Annotated in this window: 23 protein-coding genes; 16 read left to right on the top strand and 7 right to left on the bottom strand. The window is 60.9% G+C overall.

The window, feature by feature from the left end; all coding sequences use genetic code 11:
• The first annotated feature begins 36 nt into the window (after positions 1-36).
• Positions 37-585: a GNAT family N-acetyltransferase gene (locus GXP70_RS29015; RefSeq protein ID WP_162360149.1), complete on the top strand. Its 549-nt coding sequence runs from the start codon at positions 37-39 to the stop codon at positions 583-585.
• An 89-nt stretch (positions 586-674) separates the two neighbouring features.
• On the top strand, positions 675-1073 hold the full coding sequence (locus tag GXP70_RS29010; protein ID WP_162360148.1) for a VOC family protein: 399 nt from the start codon (positions 675-677) through the stop codon (positions 1071-1073).
• A gap of 116 nt (positions 1074-1189) precedes the next feature.
• On the opposite strand, the gene GXP70_RS29005 is transcribed toward GXP70_RS29010, so the two are convergent.
• Positions 1190-2728, bottom strand: a complete 1539-nt coding sequence (locus tag GXP70_RS29005) for a copper amine oxidase N-terminal domain-containing protein (RefSeq protein ID WP_162360147.1) — start codon at positions 2726-2728, stop codon at positions 1190-1192.
• Positions 2729-2943: 215 nt separating this feature from the next.
• Here GXP70_RS29005 and GXP70_RS29000 point away from each other — a divergent pair, with 215 nt between their 5' ends.
• The 4 genes from GXP70_RS29000 to GXP70_RS28985 all read left to right on the top strand — a co-directional run bounded on the left by GXP70_RS29000 (position 2944) and on the right by GXP70_RS28985 (position 6611).
• Positions 2944-3276 (top strand): PadR family transcriptional regulator, encoded by a 333-nt coding sequence (locus GXP70_RS29000; protein WP_162360146.1) that lies wholly within the window; start codon positions 2944-2946, stop codon positions 3274-3276.
• A complete protein-coding gene (locus GXP70_RS28995) occupies positions 3222-4643 on the top strand; it encodes an FtsW/RodA/SpoVE family cell cycle protein (RefSeq protein WP_162360145.1) in 1422 nt (473 codons plus the stop codon). The genes GXP70_RS29000 and GXP70_RS28995 overlap by 55 nt, the downstream gene beginning before the upstream one ends.
• A gap of 163 nt (positions 4644-4806) precedes the next feature.
• Complete coding sequence (locus tag GXP70_RS28990; protein ID WP_162360144.1) at positions 4807-5841, top strand: Gfo/Idh/MocA family protein; 1035 nt, start codon at positions 4807-4809, stop codon at positions 5839-5841.
• 5 nt (positions 5842-5846) lie between these two features.
• The gene (locus GXP70_RS28985; RefSeq protein WP_162360143.1) at positions 5847-6611 is read left to right on the top strand and encodes a sugar phosphate isomerase/epimerase family protein; all 765 of its coding nucleotides are present in this window, start codon (positions 5847-5849) and stop codon (positions 6609-6611) included.
• Between the two features lie 758 nt (positions 6612-7369).
• Here the strand turns inward: GXP70_RS28985 and GXP70_RS28980 are convergent.
• From GXP70_RS28980 to GXP70_RS28970, 3 genes are all read right to left on the bottom strand, one after another.
• Positions 7370-9214 (bottom strand): glycoside hydrolase family protein, encoded by a 1845-nt coding sequence (locus GXP70_RS28980; RefSeq protein WP_162360142.1) that lies wholly within the window; start codon positions 9212-9214, stop codon positions 7370-7372.
• The gene (xylB, locus tag GXP70_RS28975; protein WP_162360141.1) at positions 9211-10734 is read right to left on the bottom strand and encodes a xylulokinase; all 1524 of its coding nucleotides are present in this window, start codon (positions 10732-10734) and stop codon (positions 9211-9213) included. Before xylB ends, GXP70_RS28980 begins: the two co-directional genes overlap by 4 nt.
• 128 nt (positions 10735-10862) lie before the next feature.
• The gene (locus tag GXP70_RS28970; RefSeq protein WP_225442598.1) at positions 10863-12047 is read right to left on the bottom strand and encodes an ROK family protein; all 1185 of its coding nucleotides are present in this window, start codon (positions 12045-12047) and stop codon (positions 10863-10865) included.
• 222 nt (positions 12048-12269) lie between these two features.
• Here GXP70_RS28970 and GXP70_RS28965 point away from each other — a divergent pair, with 222 nt between their 5' ends.
• On the top strand, positions 12270-13094 hold the full coding sequence (locus GXP70_RS28965; protein WP_162360140.1) for an aldo/keto reductase: 825 nt from the start codon (positions 12270-12272) through the stop codon (positions 13092-13094).
• A gap of 36 nt (positions 13095-13130) precedes the next feature.
• Positions 13131-13499, top strand: a complete 369-nt coding sequence (locus GXP70_RS28960; RefSeq protein WP_162360139.1) for a DUF4180 domain-containing protein — start codon at positions 13131-13133, stop codon at positions 13497-13499.
• Positions 13500-14123: 624 nt separating this feature from the next.
• On the opposite strand, the gene GXP70_RS28955 is transcribed toward GXP70_RS28960, so the two are convergent.
• Complete coding sequence (locus tag GXP70_RS28955) at positions 14124-14780, bottom strand: Gmad2 immunoglobulin-like domain-containing protein (RefSeq protein WP_162360138.1); 657 nt, start codon at positions 14778-14780, stop codon at positions 14124-14126.
• A gap of 178 nt (positions 14781-14958) precedes the next feature.
• On the opposite strand from GXP70_RS28955, the gene GXP70_RS28950 reads away from it, so the two are divergent.
• Both GXP70_RS28950 and GXP70_RS28945 read left to right on the top strand, forming a co-directional pair.
• Positions 14959-15462, top strand: coding sequence for a hypothetical protein (locus GXP70_RS28950; RefSeq protein ID WP_162360137.1), 504 nt, complete (start codon positions 14959-14961; stop codon positions 15460-15462).
• A gap of 224 nt (positions 15463-15686) precedes the next feature.
• On the top strand, positions 15687-16424 hold the full coding sequence (locus GXP70_RS28945; RefSeq protein ID WP_162360136.1) for a WecB/TagA/CpsF family glycosyltransferase: 738 nt from the start codon (positions 15687-15689) through the stop codon (positions 16422-16424).
• 324 nt (positions 16425-16748) lie between these two features.
• On the opposite strand, the gene GXP70_RS28940 is transcribed toward GXP70_RS28945, so the two are convergent.
• Positions 16749-17255: a ferritin gene (locus GXP70_RS28940; RefSeq protein ID WP_162360737.1), complete on the bottom strand. Its 507-nt coding sequence runs from the start codon at positions 17253-17255 to the stop codon at positions 16749-16751.
• 118 nt (positions 17256-17373) lie between these two features.
• On the bottom strand, positions 17374-17598 hold the full coding sequence (locus GXP70_RS28935; RefSeq protein WP_162360135.1) for a DUF1450 domain-containing protein: 225 nt from the start codon (positions 17596-17598) through the stop codon (positions 17374-17376).
• Positions 17599-17787: 189 nt separating this feature from the next.
• Here GXP70_RS28935 and GXP70_RS28930 point away from each other — a divergent pair, with 189 nt between their 5' ends.
• From GXP70_RS28930 to GXP70_RS30005, 6 genes are all read left to right on the top strand, one after another.
• Positions 17788-17991: a YwbE family protein gene (locus GXP70_RS28930; RefSeq protein WP_162360134.1), complete on the top strand. Its 204-nt coding sequence runs from the start codon at positions 17788-17790 to the stop codon at positions 17989-17991.
• Between the two features lie 42 nt (positions 17992-18033).
• The gene (locus tag GXP70_RS28925) at positions 18034-18507 is read left to right on the top strand and encodes a NanQ anomerase/TabA/YiaL family protein (RefSeq protein WP_162360133.1); all 474 of its coding nucleotides are present in this window, start codon (positions 18034-18036) and stop codon (positions 18505-18507) included.
• 120 nt (positions 18508-18627) lie between these two features.
• A complete protein-coding gene (locus tag GXP70_RS28920; RefSeq protein WP_162360132.1) occupies positions 18628-19131 on the top strand; it encodes a CcdC family protein in 504 nt (167 codons plus the stop codon).
• 98 nt (positions 19132-19229) lie between these two features.
• Entirely contained in the window at positions 19230-19688 is a 459-nt protein-coding gene (locus GXP70_RS28915) for a MarR family winged helix-turn-helix transcriptional regulator (RefSeq protein ID WP_162360131.1), read from the top strand.
• Positions 19689-20166: 478 nt separating this feature from the next.
• Positions 20167-20454 carry a DUF6385 domain-containing protein gene (locus GXP70_RS28910; RefSeq protein ID WP_225442917.1) on the top strand — a complete coding sequence of 96 codons (288 nt, stop codon included), beginning with the start codon at positions 20167-20169 and terminating at the stop codon, positions 20452-20454.
• A 62-nt stretch (positions 20455-20516) separates the two neighbouring features.
• Entirely contained in the window at positions 20517-21947 is a 1431-nt protein-coding gene (locus GXP70_RS30005) for a DUF6385 domain-containing protein (RefSeq protein WP_225442597.1), read from the top strand.
• Positions 21948-21961 lie beyond the last annotated feature (14 nt).

Genomic DNA, 21961 nt, shown 5'->3' with positions numbered 1-21961 from the left:
CAGGTGTAACACGGCTGATGAGGGAGTGCAACGACTATGGAGAACCGTCAAGGGAATTCGCCGCAGGCCGGCGTCGAATTGGTCAAGCCGTCCGAGGCGCATGAAGCGGCCTACAAAGCGTTCTACAACGAATGGATCGCCAGCGGCGAAAATATCGTGCCGTGGGTGGTCGGCATCGATCCGACCGATTTCCCCGCGTATGTACGGTTTCTGCGGGAAGCCGAGACAACGGCGCCGAAGGGCGCCGTGACCCATTCGACGTACTGGCTCATGGACACGTCCGGCGCGATCGTCGGCGCCGCGAACATCCGGCACCGGCTGAACCGGAAGCTGGAGGAGGGCGGCGGGCATATCGGCTACGGCGTCATCCCTTCGCAGCGGCGGAAGGGCTATGCGAAGGCGATTCTCGCCCGGGCGCTGGAGGTGACGGATCGTCTCGGCATCCGCGACGTGCTTGTCATCTGCGACCGCGGCAACATTGGCTCGGAGCGGACGATTCGGGGCGGCGGGGGGCAATTCCATTCCGAGGTCGCCGAGGAGAACGGCAATATCGTCAGACGGTTCTGGATTCATCGCGAGCCGTAGCACCGACACGCCGAAAGAGCGGCAGGTAAGAGCGTATCGGCATCTTTCCGCGCGGAAGCCCATCATTCCACTAAGGAGCGATCCATGACATGGCGAAACTGACCCCATACATTTACAGCGACAATGCCCGCGAGCAGGCGGCTTTCTATGCGAAAGCGCTTGGCGGGGAAATCGTGAGCGTTCAGACGTTCGGCGACATGCCGGGCGGCGGCGCGGAGGAGCGCGACCGCGTTATGCATTTGATTTTGCAGGCGGCAGGCCTGACATTCTATATGGCCGACGCCGGTCCGGTACAGCGCGGGGGCGGACTCGACCTGACTTTGGAATACGAGCGCATCGAGGATGCCGAACGGGCCTTCAACGGCCTTGCCGCCGGAGGCGAGGTGCTCATGCCGTTCGCCCGCATGTTCTGGGGCAGCATGTTCGGCCGGCTCGTCGATCCGTACGGCGTTCGCTGGCAGGTATCGACGATGCAGCCGACGCAGTAATTCATAGAGCGGGAGCCCCGGGGCATGTATGGCCCGGGGCTCCCGCTTTCTTGTTTCATTGGCACGGCGTTTCCGTGCGGCGTTGTTACACCGGGCTATTGCCCCGCAAATGCCACTCAATCAACGTCCGCGATCTTCCAGACGCCGTCTTCCTGCGCGAATGTAATGCCGGGCGTGCCCGTCTTGCTGCCGTTCGGGTCGAACAGATAGTTGACATTGACGTAGGCCAGCAGCGCGCCGCCGGGGCGGTCCTCGAAGGTCACGGAGCGGATGCCCGTAATCAGCCGCTGGCCGATGGCCGCGAAGGACGGCGCGGGCGTGCCGTTCTTCGCGAACATCCCGCCGAGCGCCTTGGCGTCGCGGCCGTTCAGCGCGTTGACATAGCCGTTCAACAGCTTCACGGCGGCCAGCTTCTTCACATCGCCCGCGTACGGCCGCTCATCCAACAGCTGCGGCTTGAAGACGAGCAGCGCGCCGCGCACGCTCTGCGTCCACGTCACCTGGAAGCCGAAGGCCTCTCCCGTTGCGCGCAGCGGCAGGTAGGTATGGCCGTTCGCGATCACCGGCTTGGCGTTTGCTCCGGTCAGCTGCTTGCCGTTCACCCACAGCGACGGCGCGGCGCCGCTCGCCGAGCCGACTGAGAGCTTCTCGGGCAGCGTGGAGACGATGGCGGCTTTATGCGCGGCGTCCCATCTCACATTCCAGCCGAACGCTTCCGCCAGCGCGCGCATCGGCAGCAGCATGGCGCCGTTCGAGACGATCGGCGCGAGCGCCGGATCGCTCACGGTCACGCCGTTGATCGACAGCTGGGCGGCGGCCGGCGGAGCGATCGTCACGCTGCGCATGGTCGTGCTCCCGCCGGTACTGACGTCGAACTCATAGGCGCCGGGCGTTATCGGTTTGAAGGTGCCGTCGATCGCTTCGCCGTAGGCCGGCATCGTGAATTGAAAATCGTACCGCGCTTCCGAGTACGGCGCGGCATAGACGAGCAGCGCTCTTTTGGACGGATAATCCACGCCCTTCGTCGTCCTATAGCCGCCGGACGAGCCGGGGGTCTCGACGAAGACCCGAATCATGCCTTGCTGCGATGACGCATCGCTGCCCGTAATGCGGATCGTCTGACCGATGGCCGGCTTGCGCGTGCTGATGTCCGACTGCGGGGACATCGCGAGCAAGGCGCCGAGCTCGCTGATGGCCGTGGCGTCCTGAGCGATGTACCCGTCTCCGCCGACAGAAATGAGGGCGTGTTGACCGTCCTTGAACTGCAGCAATACCGTCGAGCCGTCGGATAGCAAGACATCGAAACTGGTCGCGAAGAACGAATCTTCGCCGATCAATTGTTCCGTAGACGGCTTCGCTTTCCCGAGCAGCCGGTTCACGATCGCCGCCGCCTTCGCGATGTCGGCCTTATCCGCTTCTCGCGAGCCGAACAGCGGCACGTATGCCATGTCGGCCTGCTGCATCTGAACCCGCTGAACCGCCGCCGCCTGAATGGCTGCCGGCTGAGCTGAGGCTGTCGTCGCGGCGGCTGTATCGCTCCCGGCCCCCGGTGCACTCGCTGCCGCTGCCGCGCGTTGGACCCCGGCAACCCCGGCGGGAACTCCGGCAGCGAGCAGCGCCGCCAAACCGAGCATGTAGAAACGTTTTATTTTCATCGATCGTCGCCTCCGTTTCACGTTCGCTTGCGTTACTTTGCAACCTACTAGACTGTCTGCGGCGCCAAAAGGTTACAGCCGCGGGGAGAAAATGATGCCGGACGAATAATATAGCTGCCCGATCCGGTTTCGTATTGAAATAAATGGCAGCATGCTTTATATTAATACCTAGATATACGATACATAGATATTCGATGTATGGATTGGAGGGCGTTATGAAAATCAACAAAGAGTTGTTGAAAGGCAGTACGGTCATCCTGATCATGAAGCTGCTGGAGAACAAGGATATGTACGGCTACGAGATGGCGAAGCGGATCGAGCTTCAGTCCGACGGGCTGTTCACCTTCAAGGAAGGGACGCTGTATCCGATTCTGCACACGCTGGAGGTCGAGCGGCTAGTGGAGGCGTATTGGGGCGAGGAAGGCGGACGGAAACGCAAATACTACCGGCTGACCCAGGACGGCCAGAAGGCGCTCATCGAGAAGGAGCGGGAATGGACCTTGTTCAGCTCGGCCGTCAACCGGATTATCGGGGAGGGACGGGCGTGATGAAGGACATCGGACGGCATGCGGACGTTCGCCGTTACCTGGACAGGCTGTGCGCGCAGATCAAGTCCACATCCGTGCACGAAGAGATTCGCATGGAAATGCAGAGCCATTTGGAGGAATTGATCGCCGAGCAAATCGAACGCGGAAAGCCCGAGGACGAAGCCGTGCAAGAGGCGATTCTGCACATGGGCGATCCCGATGAGGTCGGCAGACAGCTCCACCAGGCGCATAAGCCGCGGACGGAGTGGGGCGTAATCGCACTGGCGCTGTGCATGGTTCTGCTGGGGCTGGTGACGTCGCTCTCGGTGAAAGCCGCGCTGGACTGGCAGCTTGCGATCGGTCGCAAGCTGGTTTTCGTCGCAATGGGCGCTGCCGTCATGGGCGGCTTGTACTTCGTCGATTACCGCAAACTGCTGCGTTTATCGGGCTTTCTGTACGCCGGCACGCTGCTGCTGATGGCGGCCGCCCAGTGGCGCGGCGGCTTCGGCTTTGGCCTGGAGATCAACGGCGTCAGGCAGTATCTGACGATCGGAACGTTCGCGTTCAATATATGCGCGGCCGCTCCGTACTTGCTGATCGCCGCCGTTGCCGGCATGCTGCATAACGAGCGGACGCGCCCGGCGTCAGGCCGGAAGGAAGCCGCCGTGAGGCTTCTCCGAGGCGGGGCGCTCTACGCTGCGCTGCCGGTTTATTTATTCGCCTCGGCGCCGGCGCTAGGCTATTTGATCACCTACCTGCTGGGACTTACGGTGCTGCTGCTGCTGCATGGCCGGTGGAGGCTGCTGTTGACCGGGCTCGGGTTCATTGCGCTGGCTGCGCTCTATGCGCGGCAAAGCTTCAATTCGGATTTATTCGCGATGGCATGGCAGCGCCATATCGCTTTCCTTCATCGGGACGCGGATACCGCGTATCATACGGTGCAGTCGCTGAAAGCCATTCACGCCGGCGGCATGTGGGGTCATGGCTTCGGGGCGTCCTTGAAGACGCTGCCGTATATATCGGGCGAGATGGCGTTCTCCTATCTCGTCTACAGCCTCGGCTGGGTGTTCGGCGCGGCCGTCTGCGCCCTGGTGCTGCTGTTCGTGAGCAGCATGATCCGCATGGGCATGAAGCTGCCTGACGGATATGGCCGGAGTCTGATCATCGGCCTGTCGCTCGTGTTCGGCATTCAATACGCGTGGAACGTGCTCATGTGCTTCGGCATGTTTCCGATACTCGGGGGTATGCAGATGCCGATTCTGAATTGGAGCGCGAACGTCGTCGTGGAGCTCGGCTCGCTCGGATTGATGCTGGGCGCTTACCGGCGCAAGGACATGCTGGGCGGGGCTCATTCATCGGCCTTGGCGGAACCCGGCGTGCGCTTATGACGTAGACGGAACGTCATGCCAAACGACAATTTTCCTAGGTGTATCGTACAACTCTCTATCCCGGACGTTCCTGAATTGTGATACGCTTACATTTAGGTTAATCTAGGCTGGACGTTCCGCTGACGCGGAACTGCTCGCCTATGCGTACAAGGAGGCGAAGGAATTGTCGAAGTATCGCGTTGCATTCATCGGCTGCGGCAACCGGGCCAAGCCCCATGCCGCGGCCGTGCAAACGGACAGCCGCTGCGAGGTGGTCGCGCTGTCCGATCTTAATCTGGAGGCGGCCCAGGCTTTTAACGACCACTACGGCTTTCAGGCGGAGGTTTATGCGGATTATGCCGCCATGCTGGCGGACGTCAAGCCGGATATCGTCATCTCCTGCCTGTGGACCCCGCTGCATTTGCAAATGTTCCAAGCCTGCGCGGCGGCCGGCGTCAAAGCCGTTCATTCCGAGAAACCGATGGCGCCGACCTGGGGCGACTGCCTGGAGATGGCCCGGATTGCCGGCGAGACGGGCTGCCAGCTGACATTCTGCCACCAGCGCCGTTTCGCGGAGGGCAATCGGCTCATCCGGCAGTGGCTGAAGGAAGGGCGGATCGGCAAGCTGCTCCGCATGGATCTCTATTCGCCGCCGAACCTGCTGGATTGCGGCACGCATACGTTCGACCAGGCGCTCAGCTTCAACGAGGAAATCGGTGTCAAATGGGTGCTCGGCGCCGTCGACGGCACGAATCATCTGAACTGGTTCAACGTCCCTGCGGAGAGCATGGCCGTCGGCACGCTCGTCTTCGAGAACGGCGTCCGCGCCAACATTCAGACCGGCGGCCCGGATCAGGATATGCATACCGGCATTCGTCTGACCGGCACCGGCGGCTTTATCGAAGTGAACTGGGACGGCGGGATCGGCGAGGTCAGATCGTATGACGACCCGTCATGGAAACCGGTCGTGGCCGACAGTCCCGAAAGCATCCAAATGACCGGCGTTATCGAGGATATCGTCGGCAGCCTTGCCGCAGGGCGGGAGCCGGAGCTGTCGTACCGCCGAGCGCTCCGCGCCAGCGAGATCATATACGCATTCTACGAATCGGTCCGCCGCCATGCGCGCATCGAGCTGCCGCTTGCCGGGCTGACCGACAATCCATTCATTCAATTATTGGAAGCAGGCCATTTTGCGCCCGCGGCCGGACAGGGAGCGTGATCGGCATGTCGAATCCGAAGCTGGGCTTGATCGGCATCATCGGCGAAGAGATGAAGGCGGATTTCTGGGGAGCGGCTGCCAAGGCGGCGGCGATCGGCTATCAAGGCATCGAAGGCGTGGAGCATTATCTGCTGCAGGGCGACGTGCAAAGCAATCTGAAGCGGTACCGCGAGCTGGGCATGGAGACGATCACGCTGAGCGCGAGCCGCGAATCGCTGCAGGAAGGGCTGGATAAGCTGGTCGCCAATGCCGTAACGCTGGGGGCTCCGCATGTGACGGTGTGGTGGGATCCCTGCGACAGCAAGGAGGATCTGCTGCGCGGCATCGAGGCGTACAATCGGGCCGGCACGAGACTGGCGGCGGAAGGCGTCAAGCTGTGCTACCACAACCACGCGCATGAATTCAAGACGGCGTGGAACGGCGTATGCGCGATGGATATTCTGGCCGAGTATACGGATCCGCAAGCGGTCTTCTTCGAAATGGACATCGCCTGGATTACGATGGGCGGGGTCGATCCCGTAACCATCTTGAACAAAATGGCCGGGCGCGTGCCCGCGATCCACGTGAAGGACGTGACGACGGCCGACGAGCCGGACCAATGGACCGCCGTCGGCACCGGCATCGTCCGCATCGCGCCTTCGATCCTGAAGGCCCGCGAGATCGGCGTGGAGTGGATGGTCGTGGAGCAGGACCGTCTGCGCAACCTGACGCCGTTCGAGACGATCACGGCCAGCTATTTGAACTTGAAAGAAGCGGGGCTGCTCGGCTAACCGCGGCAGCAAGCGAGGAGGTTCTGCCAGGGTCTGCCCGGGGGCAGGCCCTTCTTTTGTTAAGGGATCGATGGGGACCTCACCTAATGGCTCGGTCAGGTTGAGCCGCAATTCTCGGGCGGTTCCGACGGTGCTTCCCGCGGCGCCGCGCCGGCTGCCGTCAGGCGGCGGTTCGTTCGGCATGTTTGCCGAAGCCGGTTTGATCCATCGGCTTTTTGGCCGGCGAGGCAGCGGCGCGATCGTCGAAAGCGATGAAGCGGCATGAAGCGATTATGAAGCGATATGACGCGGACAGGAGATGCGTTATTGACCGGTTTTCATCGTTTTTTCGTGAGCTCGCGGACAGGAAAGACGTTATTTGGCCCGAAATGCATACATTCGATGCTTCCCGGAGGCAATAACGGATCCTGTGTCCGACCGCCGGTCCAAAACGCCGATTTCAATCCAAATAACGGATCCTGCGTCCGGCTGCTTGCGGAGGTTGTTTGGTTCGGGCTTTGCGATTTGAAGATTCGACTATTTGCTCGACACCCAGAGGGGTTGCCCAAGGGCAGACCGTCCGGCTGCCGAGGATCCTGCGAAATCCTGCCCGAGGGCAGGATTTCGCAGCTCCGCGCCGAGGAACCCGAATATACTGAAACCCGCGCGTTTCATAGGAAACGTGCGGGTTTCTTTTTAGCGCAGGCTTCCCAAGGCCCTGTCGCGACCGCCAGCAGGTGCCGGGTGGCCGGGTGGTGGCCAAGAGGCCAGACTCCGCCTTAATTGGCAGCGCCTGCAATCTGGCGGATCGTGATCCGTTCGAAGGCAGCCGAGCCGAATTGGGCGAACAAGCGCAGATGCCCGCCGGCTCCGTCGATCCGGGAGACAAGCGTCCGGCTGCCGTTAATGCACAGGTCGATCCAGCCCTGCTTCACGACCGCCTCGACGGAGAACGTTTCCGTGAGCCCAGCCACCTGATAGATGGAAGACGATTCGTCCTCCTGCAGCGAGCGCGCGTGGATGCGGTGGATGCCGGCTTTGCGCGCCGACGGTTCGAATCGGACGTCGTAGCCGTCGACGAATTCGTCCGAGCCCGATACGGAGAAGCCGACATACATGCTCGGATAGCGCGGGGTGACGTCGAAGGACAGCACGTAATCCGTTCCCGGTTCGCCGAGGCATTGCGCGGCGAAGCCGTTGAAGTCGTCCAGCTCGCATGTGCCGAGATCCCGTACCGCTGCGGCGGCTTCTCTCAGCTCGGGCACGAATGCCAGCCCCAGCGTTCCGTCCGCATGCTGTACCAGCTCGCGGAAAACCAATTCACCGGCGTATGCCGTCGGCGACGTCAGGAAGCCTGCGGCGATGCGCCGTCCTTCCGGGAACGGCGCCGTCTTGGGTACATGCCACTGCACGCAGTCGAGCGCGTCCGATTCCGGCCGCAGCCACGGTCCTTCCAGCGTGCTCGCGTACCGGTAGCGGGCTAATCCGTCGTTGCTGAAGATCAGATAGTACCAGCCGTTCCACTCGAAGCAATCCGAGCACTCCGGCTCGCCGTTGTAGCCGGGTACGATGAACGGCCCGGCTTCCCGCCAATCGGTCACATTGTCCGAGACGAGATGGACGAGGCAGCCCCGCGGCCTGACGTTGTCCGCCAGACTGGTCGTCACGAGCATATGATACAGCCCTTGCCCGTCCTGGAACACATGCGGATCGCGAACGGAAGAGAGCGTGTACCGTTCGGGCAGCCGGATGTCGGCGTCGGTCTTCGTGAAGCGGATGCCGTCGTCGCTCACCGCGTACGTCAGACGAGCGGGGGAGCCGTCGACCGCGCGGACGGCATAGAAGCCGTAGTAGACGCCGTCCTTCAGGAAGACGGAGCCGGTGCAAATCGAACCTTCGCCTTCGTCCGTGATGCCGATCGCGATGGGATGATGCTCCCAGGCGCGCAAATCCTTCGTCGCGATCTGCGCCCATTGATGGGCGCCCAAGCCCCACTTGCTGGCATGCCCGCGCCGGTCGTAGAGATAGTAGAGCCGGAACGTCGTCCCGTCGAAGAACGGCATGCAGTCGCCGACGCCCGTATTGAAGCCGCGCGGCCGCCAATATTGAACGGTTGCCGGTTCCTCGCCCAAGTAGCGGTCCATCAGCTCCGGACGGAGCGGCTCCGGCTCGATGGCTTCCGGCCAGAAGGCGACGTTCCCGGCGGTGAGCCCACCCTGAACGGTGGCTCCCTCGAACGCGACCGCGCCCATCGGCCAGTCCTCGTCGACCAGGATGCCGTCCACGTACAACCGGACGGCATGCCCTGCATAGCACAGCACGACGTCGTGATTCGCATGGCCGATGCGCGCCCAAGGAATGCCGAGCGCAAGCGGCTTGTCTCTGGCGTCCGTATGCACTTCGGCGATCAGCGCCGGCGCTTCCATTCCGGCCAGCGAGCCCGTGTAGATGCGCACGCCGGTGCCGCCGGCTGCTTCAACGACGACTAAATTCTCCTCCGCCTCCGCCGCGGCGGAAGTCTCGAGCCCGATCGAGAATTGCCGCATGCGTCCCCAATTCAAGTCCTGCGGCGAATCGCTCCGTCCATCAATAACTACGGACGGCGGTAGTGATGCTCTGTTCATGGCTGCTGCACTCCGTTCTTCTTGGTATGGTCGTCAAGCAGCGGGAATAGCTCCCGATTCCGCTCATATAACTGCTTATAGAGCTCGTACAGTGACGCGTACTTCCCGCGGTTGCCCGCGTTCGGGCGGATCGGCGTTTCACCGATGCGCACCGCATGCTTGCACGCTTCCTCCACGCCTGGATAAAGCCCGGCGCCGACTCCCGCCATGATTGCCGCTCCGACGCAGGCCTGCTCCTTCATCGTGCTCGTATAGACGTCGGTATCGAGCATGTCGGCGATGATCTGCTTCCACAGCCCGCTCTTGGCGCCGCCGCCGGACAGAATCAGTCTATCCGTCTGCACCCCCAGCGATCGGAAAATCTCCAGGCTGTCGCGCATGGAGAAGCCGACGCCCTCCAGGACGGCGCGCACGAGATGGCCGGTTCCGTGACGGAGCGTGAGGCCGGCGAACATTCCTTTGGCATGCGGGTCCATATGCGGCGTGCGGTCCCCGGCCAGGTAGGGGAGGAAGAGCAGGTTCTCGCTTCCGGCCGGAACGGAGGCGGCCAATTCGTCGAGCGGCCCGTAATCGGCGCGGCCGAGCACTTGGCCGGCCAGCCACTTCAGCGACAGGCCCGCGCTCATCGAAGCGCCGAGCAAGTACCACATGCCGGGGACGGCGTGAACGTAGGTATGCGTGCGCAGCAAGCCGTCGTAGACGGGCCGGTTCACCGGCGTGAAGAGCTGGCCGCCGGTGCCGATCGTGCAGGAGACGGTGCCCTCGGCGACGATCCCGTTCCCGACGGCCTGCATCGCCTGATCCGCGCCGCCGAAGACGACGGTCGTTCCCGCTTTCAGTCCGGTCTCCGCGGCCGCAGCCGTCGTGACGGCGCCGCAAGCCTCCCACGGCTCGCCGGTTTCCGGGAACAGCCCCGGGTCGATGCCGACCTTCGCCAGCAGCGCCGCCGACCAGGCCTTATCCGCCACGCAGTAGGCCGATGTGCTTGACGCGTCGGTCGTGTCCGCGCCGACGTGCCCCGTCAGCCGGTAGCGTACGTAATCCTTGGGCAGCATCACCTTGCGGATTCGGCGGAACGTATCCGGCTCATGCTCGCGCAGCCACATCAGCGAGAGCAGCTGGAAGCCGGTCGCGGCCGGGTTCTGAATCAGCTCTCCCAGCTCTTCCGGCGCGAACAGCCTCTCCAGCTCCAGCTTCTGCGCAATGGAGCGCTGGTCGCACCAAATAATCGCAGGCCTGACCGGTCGATTGTCCGCACCCAGCGCGACGAGACCGTGCATTTGGCCCGAGAACCCGACACCGGCGACTTCTCCCGGATCGACGCCCGATTCGCCGATCGCGGCGGCTGACGTCCGGCCGGCCAGCGCCCACCAGACGTCGGGGTCCTGTTCCGCGAAGCCGGGGGAAGGGATGCTCATGTCGTAATCCAACTGCGAGAAGCCGAGCATACGGCCCGCCTCGTCCATCAGCAAGCTCTTGATGCTGGAGGTTCCGATATCGATACCCATGAATGCCGCCATCCGGCCAGCTCCTCTCGCAATTCCAGTAAGCGTTTACTTTATGCATCATTACTATAAATCCATTAATTGATTTAATCAAGTAATAACTTGCGAAACCGCACCGGCCGGGACAAAAAAAACCGCTCTGCTTAGCAAAGCAGAACGGAAGGTCTTGCAAGCAAATGGTCGATGGCAGTCGTCGCGGCTCCGATCAGCATATCGTCTGACGCCAGCGATGCGAGCTCGATTGTCAGCCGGCTGGATACGTCCGGCAGCGCCTGCTCGCGGATGACGGCCTTGACCGTCTCGAGCAGCAGCACCCCGGCGGACGACAGCTCGTCGCCGAGAATGATCCGGTCCGGGTCGAAGGCGTTCACGATACTGACGAGGCCGAAGCCCAGGAACCACGCGGCTCTGCGCACGGCTTCCTCCGTGACGGGCTCGCGCCGGCGCAGCTCCTGCCATACCGTCCCTAGCGCGGACGGCTCCTTGCCCAGCTTCTTCAGCAGCGCAGTCGTCGAGCAGTACAGCTCCAGGCATCCCCGATGGCCGCATTCGCACAGCGGCCCGTTATAGTCGATGCTCATATGGCCGATTTCGCCCGCCATGCCGAGCGCGCCGCGGAATAGCTTGCCGTCGGCGACGATGCCCGCGCCGACCCCTTGTCCGGCGGCCACGTATACCATGACGCCGCGGTCCCGTTGGGGCTCGGCGAACCACCAATGGGCGAGCGCGCCGGCTTTCGCGTCATGCTCGATGCAGACCGGGAGTTGGAATTGCTGCGCCAGCTCCTCCTGCAGATTGATTTTCTCCCAGCCCGGGAACGCCGTCATTAAGGCGATCCGTCCCTCGCCGCGGAAGAGCGGCCCCGGCGTCGCGATGCCGATCGCCTTCACGGTGTCTTCGTGGGACCGGATCGTTTCCGCGATCAGCGCCTTCATTTTGGCGAATGCGGCTTCCGGCCCTTCGCTGTTGCGGATCGGAATTTGCTTGTTCGCATATTCTTGGCCGCCTAGATCATAGAGCGCCACCGAAATAAACGTACGCGCCAGACGGATGCCTACGACCTTATACGGCTCGCAGTTCAGCTTGATGCCGATGGAGCGACGGCCCTTCTTCCCTTCGATGACGCCGGTCTCGACGACGAGCCCCCACTGAATCAGTTCCCCTACGATATTCGTAATCGTCGACTGGTTCAGCCCGGAATCCTGCGTCAATTCGGCTCTGGAGCAGACGCCCCGCTTGCGCATGAGACGAATGAGGAGCGAACGGTTCATCTCCAGCACGTCCTCCAGATTTTTTCCTTTCTTGGCGTTGGCGGGTGTCGGTTTCACGATAAAATCCTTCTCTCATTCATGCATGATCGAATCAAGTCATAGCTACATGCATCATACGTGATAATCCGGGGGGAAGCAAGATTGGCAGCAGCTGCCGGGCTGCATGGATCGGCTGCCGCGGCGCGGCAATCGCCGGGAAAAACAGCTATCTTTTGGCGCACGGCAACTCTATGATAGGAGTAGACATGCAGTCCAATTAAGCGAGAGAGGACGGATGATATGCAGCAGCTTGATCAACAGGTCGTTCTGCGCAACGGCGTGCCGATGCCATCGCTCGGTTTCGGGGTATGGCAGCTTCAGGACGGCCGCGAGGTTAGCGAAGCCGTTCGGACGGCGCTCGAGGTCGGGTACCGCTCCTTCGACACTGCGTCCTTCTACGGTAACGAGACCGGCGTCGGAAAGGCCATTAAGGAGAGCGGCATTGCGCGGGAGGATATTTTCGTCACGACGAAAGTATGGAATCAGGATCACGGCTACGAGCAGACGCTCCGGGCATTCGAAGCGAGCCGCAGGAAGCTGGGCTTGGACGTCATCGACCTGTATTTGGTCCATTGGCCGGTTAAAGGGAAGTACGCGGAAACGTGGCGGGCGCTGGAGCACTTGTACCGGGAAGGCTATGCAAGGGCGATCGGCGTGAGCAACTTCCAGACGTATCATCTGGATCATCTGCTGGAGACGTGCAGCATCGTGCCGATGGTGAATCAGGTGGAATTCCACCCGCTGCTGGCGCAAAAGGAACTGCGCGCCTACTGCGCGGAGCATGGCATACAGCCGGAGGCATGGGGGCCGCTCATGTCGGGTCGACTCGGCCGGGCGCAAGTAGCGGAGATGGCGGCGAAATACGGGAAGACGCCGGCGCAAATCGTGCTGCGTTGGGATATTCAGCACGGCGTGGTTACCATTCCGAAGAGCGCGAACCGGAGCCGCATGATCGAGAACGCGGGCATCTTCGATTTCGCGCTGTCGGACGAGGATATGGCAGCGCTCGACGCGATGAACCGGAACCGTCGGTTCGGGGCGGATCCGGACAATTTTAATTTCTAGCCGGCATAGCGCATATGCAAGGAAGGAGAATGAAAGATGAACATGACAATTGACCGGAGGGGAGCATCCAAAGTCGCCGTTATCGACGGCGAAGGGATCGTGATTGCCGACGTGCAGGACGCACTGGATCTGATGGCTTCCGCGAGATATAACGGCGATGCCCATAAGCTGCTGATTCGTAAAGCGAATATAACGGAGGATTTCTTCGAGCTGCGGACGAAACTGGCCGGGGACATTCTGCAGAAGTTTACCAACTACGAGGTCAAGCTCGCCGTCGTTGGCGATTTCAGCGGTTACGACAGCAAGAGCCTGCGGGATTTCATCTATGAGTGCAACCAAGGCAGCCGCTTCTTCTTCCTCTCCGATGAGACGGAAGCGCTGGACGCGCTGCACGCTGCGGATTAACGAGGTTGGGCGGCAGCGCGCCAACGGCCGCTTGACGCGGCCGTTGGCAAGTTGCGGAGTACGGATGGTCGTCCGTTGCCGGCTTGGCAGTATGGACAGGTGACCTGTCCGGCATTATTTTGTGCCGCTTTGAACAAGCCGCCGTGTTGCCGGCCGGGCGGCCGGTATGTCCGTACGAGGAAACGGACAGGAGATTCGCTATTGGCCGGCTTTTGGCGATTTTCGCTGGGCTTCCGGACAGACGATCCGTTATTTGGTGCCGGATGCGGGTTTTCGGTACAGGATGAGGTCGATAGCGGATCCTCTGTCCGAGCGCTCATCCAAACCTGTGATTCGGGTGAATAGCTACGGATCCTCTGTCCGTCCTTTGTCCTTATTCGCGCCCTCGGCTAGCACAGGCGGCCCCGAGGACCGCAGCCGTCGAGGCCCCGGTATCCGGCGTCGGTTCGCGGCAATGGGCGTGCGCGTACAAGCTGACGCAGCATAGTAATAGTTACTTGGTCTTGTCAAGGCTCGCTCCACACGTTTGAAGACCGCCGATTGCCGGCATCTTGCCCGTTGCGGTACAGTCTCGGCAGCGTCTCCGCGCCCGGGATCGGCGGCAGCGCCTCGCGCCGGCGCCGCCTATTGCTCCTCCAGCTTCAGCAGACTCTTCTCGAACGTATAGGCAATATGCAGCTCATGCACCGGCGAGCCGTCCTTCGCGCTCGATTCGTAAATCGTGAGCACGCCCGTCGGGCTGGTCGGCATTTCGGTCAGCGTCACGGTAAATGCGAACGCTCCCCACTCCGGGGCCCCCTTGCCGGCCGTGACATGGCCTTCCGCCAGCACGTTATGTCCGTCTTCCAGCGAGTAGCTGAACGCCGCTTCGAAGACGCGCGCGTCGCCTTTCACCGTGAAACTTTTGCCGACGACCGCGTCCGGCGCCGGTTCATATACCCGGAAAGCCTCGTTGGAGGAGACGATTTTCGGCTGCCCGCCTTCGGCAGCCGAGCCCGCGGCCGCACCTGAATTTGTACCTGCGCCCGTGTTTGAATTCGAACCCGTATTGGTTTGCGTATTCGTATCCGCGTTTGTTCCCGTATCGCCATTCGGCGTATCGGCGGAATCCTTCACTGTCCCGTCATTCCCCGCATGCGTTCCGCTGCCGCCTTGATTCCCGGACGGTGCCGTGCCGGGGGCATTGGCGACGTTGCCGCTATTCCCCGAACATCCCGCGAGTACGGCGGCAGCCAGCACGAGCATGACGGCGACAACCATGAGCGAGCGAATTGTTTTCATCCTGTTTCGACCTGCCTTTCATTTCGTCGGATCGTGCTTCTTGGCGCGCGTCGAAGCGATTAAGAACGCTCGAGCGCGCTGCAGGCGAGCTTGCCTGCGCGCTTGTAATTAGTATACGCTGGAAATAAAGCTATGAAACACCAATGGTGCCATGGAGAGTGATAGCCAGCATGTTTGAGTGGAAACTTTCAATCGCTATATCGGCAACAACGAACGGGGCGAAATCGACTATCAGTGGCCGGCCGCCAAGTTCCCCGTGATCAGCATCCGCACGAGCGCGGGCAGAGGCAAACCGAAGATCGCCTTCGGCCTCATCGCGCTGGGCGATATCGCCGTTGGCCTGGTGGCCGGCGGCGCGGTAGCGGTCGGCATCCTGTCGTTCGGCGCGGTTGCTCTCGGCGGCATGCTCGCCCTGGGCGCCGTCGCGCTCTCGAGCGGGCTGTCCGCAGGCGCCGTCGCCATTGGCGACCTCGCCCTAGGCGCGGTAGCGATCGGCGAATCCGCGCTCGGCGCCGTCGCGATCGGCGAGAACGCCCTGGGCGCCGTGGCGATCGGCGAGCATGTGCTCGGCGCGGTAGCGATCGGCGAACGCGTCTACGGCCTCGTCGCGATCGGCGAACACGGCTTCGGGCTCGTGCCGATCGTCGGCGATTTCATCCGCTGGATCGCGAACCGGTTCTAGCGGCGAGCGGGCGGACGGGAGCGAGGAGGCCGGCGGAGCCCATTTCGCCTGCCTGCTCTCGCCTGCCCCGAAGTCCCCGCCCTAGGATACGCGGCCGCAGCGCCCGCCGGATGCTCGCCCGCGACGAGCGAAAGCGGGGTCGCTGCGCTTGCGCGGCTTCTTTCGCCCGGATAGCGCCTATGCTACAATAAGGGACAGCATATGTGTACAGAGGAAGGTGTAGTATGGATTCCGTCAAGATATTGGGCGTCCCGTTCTCGACCATGACGCTTCCGGATACAGTGAAACTGATTCAGGACAAACTCGCAGTCGAGCGTTCATCGTCCCGGCCATTCCACCTGATTACGGCCAATCCCGAGATTGTGATGGCGGCCATGCAGCAGCCCGAGCTGCGGCAGATCGTCGAGGCGGCCGACCTCATCACGCCGGACGGCATCGGCGTCGTGCTGGCGGCGAAGTGGCAGGGCGCTCATATTCCCGAGCGCGTGACCGGGTACGATATGCTGATCCGCCTGCTGGAGGGCGCGTCGTCGCGCGGCTTCTCGCTGTACGTCGTCGGCGCCGACGAGGAGACGAACGCGAAGGCGGCAGCCATTATCAAGGACAAGTACCCCGGCGTGGACATCGTCGGGCGGCATAACGGCTACTTCAAGGGCGAGCAGGAAGCGGCCCTCGTCGCCGACATCGAACGGAAGCAGCCCGATCTGCTCATCGTGGCGCTCGGCGCGCCGAATGCCGAGAAATGGATCTACAAGCATAAGAGCCGCTTGAAGGCGAAGGTCGCCTTCGGCGTCGGCGGCAGCCTCGATGTCATCGCGGGCAAGGTGAAGCGCGCGCCCGTCATCTGGCAGAAGCTGAACGTCGAGTGGCTGTACCGGCTTCTGAAGCAGCCTTCGCGCTGGCGCCGTCAGCTGGTGCTTCCGAAGTTCGCGCTTACCGTTCTGACGACGAAGCGCCGCTGAACGTTGCAGGACGGGAGCGGAATTTGAAGGCTCGACGAAGCAGCCCGATACCGGGAGGAGCTTCGGATTGACCATCGCAGAAAGGACATTCCGCCATTGCCGGAATGTCCTTTCTGCGTAGTAAGCGGCAGCCCGGCCGTCTCGTCAATCATACGGCCGCCGGAGCAGCTTTCCGTACCGTACTCGGCCGTTACGCCGTAAACGCGCTAAGGCGGCATTACGCGCATCAGCCGGCCGTTACGCCGACGAACATAACAAAGTCCGCCGGCGCATAACCGGCGGACTTTACTTTTATTTGCTTTCATAACCACGGGGCGAGAAACGCTACGCGGTCGTCGGCGGAACGAATGTCCGCGCCGCGAATTCGGTATCGAGCATGAAGAACGCATTGCTGTCCGTATCGATCCGCTTCAATTTGTTGATGATGCTGTCGAACATCGCTTCTTCCTCGACCTGCTCGTCGATGAACCATTTCAGAAACTGGATCGTCGCATGCTCGCGGTCGTTCATGGCCAGGTCGGACAGGTGGTAAATGCGCTTGGTGACCTCTTGCTCGTGATGATAGGCTTGCTCGAACGCATCAAGAACGGAGCTATAGTCATTGTTCGGTGTGCCCATGCCGGCAAGCGTGACGCGCTTCCCGCGGTCGTTGAGATACTTGTACATTTTCATGGCGTGGAAACGTTCTTCTTCGGCTTGTACGATGAAGAAGTTAGCAAAGCCGTCCAGGCTCTCCCCCGAACAATAAGCGGCAATCGCCAAGTAAACGTGCGCGGAATAAAACTCGAAATTCATCTGCTCGATCAAAGCCTCGCTGAGCGTATCGTTCATCATCGGCCGCACCTCCCTTTTCCTTCATTAGTGAGCTGGTAAACGTAAAGAGAAGAAGTCTGCCCTACCCGGTCGGATAACGGCGGCTTCTTCTCCTATCGTACCATACTATTCCTTATTAGCCTATCCGATGCTTCAGCTTCGCATACAGCACTTCCGCGGTCGGAGCGACGACGATTTCTGTTTTGCCGATCAATACCATGCACTGCTTGGAGCAGAGCTTGCAATTGCCGAGGCAGTCCTTCTTCTTCTGCTTCAAATCGGGAAACTCCTGCTTTAACGACTTGAACACGGATTTGGAGCCATGCTTGAAGTTGCGGCAGCAGTATTTGATTTTCTTCATGCGTCCGGAACCTACCTCTCGTAGACAAGATGCGATGCTTGAATTTCACCCAGCTATAATGATAGTGATTCTCATTATCGGTGTCAACGGGTAATCGGCCGAATGCCCAAATCTTTACTTCGCCCGTTCGCTGGCTTATGATGTGAACAGCAGAAAGCTAACATCATGAAAAGGAGGCTGCGGCACGACATGAGCACAAGCGGACAACAGCGTTCCAACATCAGACCGGGCCTTACGGTCGACATCGTGTTGAAGAAGGATCAGCCGACAGGGCGGCTTACCCGCGGCGTCGTGAAGGATATTCTGACCAATTCCCCGAATCATCCCCACGGCATCAAGGTTCGCCTGCAGAGCGGCGACGTGGGCAGGGTCAAGGCCGTCATAACCGAATAACGGTTGGCGCAATCATGGAGATAACCGAAGGGAGCAAGCACGATGATCTTCAGCGATTTGAACAATTGGGAGAAAGAAAAGCATACGTTCCCGGCAGGCGTCCGCCGGGCGATCGAGCGGCTGCAAAGCATGGAGCTGGACGCGCTTCCGGCCGGGCGGCACGAGATGGACGAAGCGGGCATGTTCCTGTTGATCAATGAGCCGGAGACGCGGCCTTGGCAGGAGGTGCGGCCGGAGACGCATCTCGCGCACACGGATGTTCAGCTCTTGCTGAGCGGCCGCGAACAGATGCGCGTCGCCAAGCTGTCCGAGGACCAGCTTATCGTGGACAATCGCTACGATGCGCAGGATATCGCGTTCTACGGCGAAGTCTATAACGAGAACATCGTCAATCTGGTGCCCGGCGACTTCGTCGTGCTGTTCCCGACGGACATCCACCGGCCGAACTGCTCCGTGGAAGAAGACTTGCCGATCCGCAAGGCGGTCGTGAAGATTCACCGCGACGCGCTTGTCTGAAGCTTCGGCAGGGAAGAAGGGATGACGACGTTTGCAACGGCGGCGCAAAATAGGTAGGATAAGAGAGAAAATGTCGAAAATAGAACGTCCATAGCTGCCGTTCAAAAGGAGTGCGTCAGGATGAGCTTTCTTCCGCAATCATTCTCGCTCGGGCATGTGGCGTCGATTGCCGTCACGCTGCTCTCCGGCGTTGCGGTGATGTTTCTGCGGCTTCGCGCCAGCAATCGTCCGACGACGATGCGCAAAATCATCATTCCGCCGCTGGGGATGTCCACCGGTTTTCTTATGTTCGTCGTGCCCGAAACGCATGTGCCGCTGACGTGGGCGCTCGTCGCGTTTGCCGCCGGCGCTACCGTATTCGCTTATCCGCTCATCCGCACCTCCAAGCTGGAGCGGGTCGGCGAGGAGATCGTGCTGAAACGGTCCAAGATGTTCATCTTCATCCTGCTCGGCCTGCTCATCATACGTCTGCTCGTGCACGACGCGGTAGAGAGCAAGGTGTCGATTCCGCAGACGGGAGCGCTGTTCTTCGTGCTGGCGTTCGGCATGATCGTTGTGTGGCGCATCGCGATGCTGCGTGAATTCATCGGCTTGAAGCGCGTAAAGCAAGAGGAATACGGTTGACAGCCTGAATGTCAGCTGTTATTCTAACCACATAAATTGTATGCAATTAAATTGTGTGGGAAGATGACTGGAAAGCAACGAGAAAGAGGGGACATGACATGGAGAAGAACGTGCAGCTGGAGCTCGATAATCAGCTTTGTTTCGCCCTCTATGCCTGCGCCCGCGAGGTAACGAAGCTGTATCGCCCGTTCCTGGACGAGCTCGGCATTACGTATACGCAGTACGTCACGCTGCTCGCCCTGTGGGAGAAGGACGAAGTGTCCGTGAAGGAGCTTGGCCGCCGGCTGTATCTGGATTCCGGCACGCTGACGCCTCTGCTTAAGAAGCTGGAAGGGATGAAGCTGCTGCGCCGGGAACGCGATCCGCAGGACGAACGGAGCGTCGTCGTCCGGCTGACGGACGAAGGGCGGGCGCTGAAGGAACGCGCGGCCGCCATACCGGAGCGCGTGTTCTGCCAGACGAGCTTGTCCCCCGCGGATATAACCGCCTTGCGGGAACAGCTGCGGCGGCTGACGGCCGAGGTGCATGCCGGTTCCTGCGAACCGACGGATCGTTGACGAATTGCACGATAATCATCCAATCGAACGAACAGCGGTTGTTCCGTCTCTGACGGGGCAGCCGCTTTTTGCGTGTTCATTGATTCGTAGGATTGCGGCGGTGTCTCAGCCCTACTGCCAGCGTGCTGCCCGATGCGATCGTTAGCCCGGCCGCGGCTGCGGCGGCCGGGCAGCCGGCGAAGCGGAACGAAGACGGCCCGCCCAATCTAGGGGAATGTGATAGGGGATATGGAATATGGGAGAAAGGGTCTATGAAACTACGGACATATGCCGTTTCCGGATATTGGATGCGGACATAAAGTAAAGGAGCGTTGACCAAGGGGAAGATGACATGGGCAAATTGACAAGCCGACATTCGCGCAAGGGAAGGAGCTGCCTTCCCCGGCGTTGTAAACGAAACGGCGATTCAAAGCAGTGCAAGAAAAAGCGGAAAACGACAACAACCCCTTTATTTTCGGAGCAGGTGTTTCTTGATGTGATGACAACGGACGATTTTGTCGCGCTGCCGGCGCAGGATACGGCCAATAAGAGCGTCTATTCGTATTCGGTCGTCAACAAAGGAAGCGAGCCCGTCGTCGCGCAAGTCGAGATAGGGCCGAATGGCGAGGATTATTTGGTCGACGTCGAAGAAATCGTTCCGGACGGAGGCATGGCCGTCGTCGTGCCGGTCAAGTTTCAACGCTATACCCGGCTGCTGGTGAAGTCGTTGATCGAAGGCAGGCCGACAGAAGTGAAGGTGTATTTTCAATCGCAGCGGGTCACATGAAGTTTGGGGGCGAGCTTGCGGCGTAACGAACGATATGAAAACTGAAAGGAGAGTGATGAACGATGCCGAACTTCGCGGCTTTTAACCCGAACCCGGACAAATTGCGCACCCTCATATTCGGTCAGGATGCGACGCTGACGCCGCAGCCGGTAGCAACGGATACGGACGGTCATATACTGAATATTATTATGGACGGTACGCTCAGCAATGTCTCGATTTCGGGCGGAACAGTGTCGGTTGGCACAATCGACAACCTGCTGAACGGCACGATCACGAGCGTGATGGGAGCGACGATCACGGCGGGCACGTTGACGAACCTGCTGAACGGTACGATTACGAGCGTGCTTGGCGCGACGATTACGGCAGGAACGCTGACGAACCTGCTGGACGGAACGTTGACGAGCGTGCTTGGCGCGACGATCACGGCAGGAACATTGACGAACCTGCTGGATGGTACGATCACGAGCGTGATGGGGGCGACGATCACGGCCGGTACGGTGGCTATCTCCGGCGGTACGGTAACGGTAGGAACGATCGATAACCTGCTCAACGGCACAATCACGAGCGTGCTTGGGGCGACGATCACGGCAGGAACGCTGACGAACTTGCTGGACGGAACGTTGACGAGCGTGCTCGGAGCGACGATTACGGCAGGAACGCTGACGAACCTGCTGGACGGAACATTGACTAGCGTGCTCGGGGCGACGATCACGGCAGGAACATTGACGAACTTGCTGGACGGAACGTTGACGAGCGTGCTTGGGGCGACGATCACGGCAGGAACGCTGACGAACCTGCTGGACGGTACGATCACGAGCGTGATGGGGGCGACGATCACGGCCGGTACGGTGGCCATCTCCGGCGGCACGGTAACGGTAGGAACGATCGATAACCTGCTCAACGGCACAATCACGAGCGTGCTCGGCGCGACGATCACGGCAGGAACGCTGACGAACCTGCTGGACGGAACGTTGACTAGCGTGCTTGGCGCGACAATCACGGCGGGCACATTGACGAACTTGCTGGACGGAACGTTGACGAGCGTGCTTGGCGCGACGATCACGGCAGGAACGCTGACGAACCTGCTGGACGGAACGATCACGAGCGTGCTCGGAGCGACGATCACGGCCGGTACGTTAAGCAGCGTCACCTCGATTTCGCAAAAGAGCTTCGTCGAACAAGCGAACACTTCGCTCGTGACGACCGATGCGTTCACCTCGCTTAATCCGGTGACGACGAGCGTGCTCGGCGCCTATTCCTTCTTCGTCTATAATCGCGGCCCGGGCACGAACAGCGCCGACGCCAGCGTGGAGATCAGCGCCGACGGCACGAACTGGTACACCGATGTCGACACGTCGACGGGCATTGCTTCCGGCAGCGTCGATGTGCTTGTGCCGCAGCGGTTCCTGAAGTACACAAGGCTGTCCTACCGGTCTTCGGCCGCGGGCAGCCCGACGACGATCGATGTTTATTTTAACGGGCAAGGCACTTAAATTAGGAGCGTGAT

The sequence above is a fragment of the Paenibacillus lycopersici genome, assembly GCF_010119935.1.
GTDB lineage: Bacteria > Bacillota > Bacilli > Paenibacillales > Paenibacillaceae > Paenibacillus_Z > Paenibacillus_Z lycopersici.
Note: the sequence above shows the minus strand (reverse complement) of the source record. Positions and strands in the feature narration are given on the sequence as shown.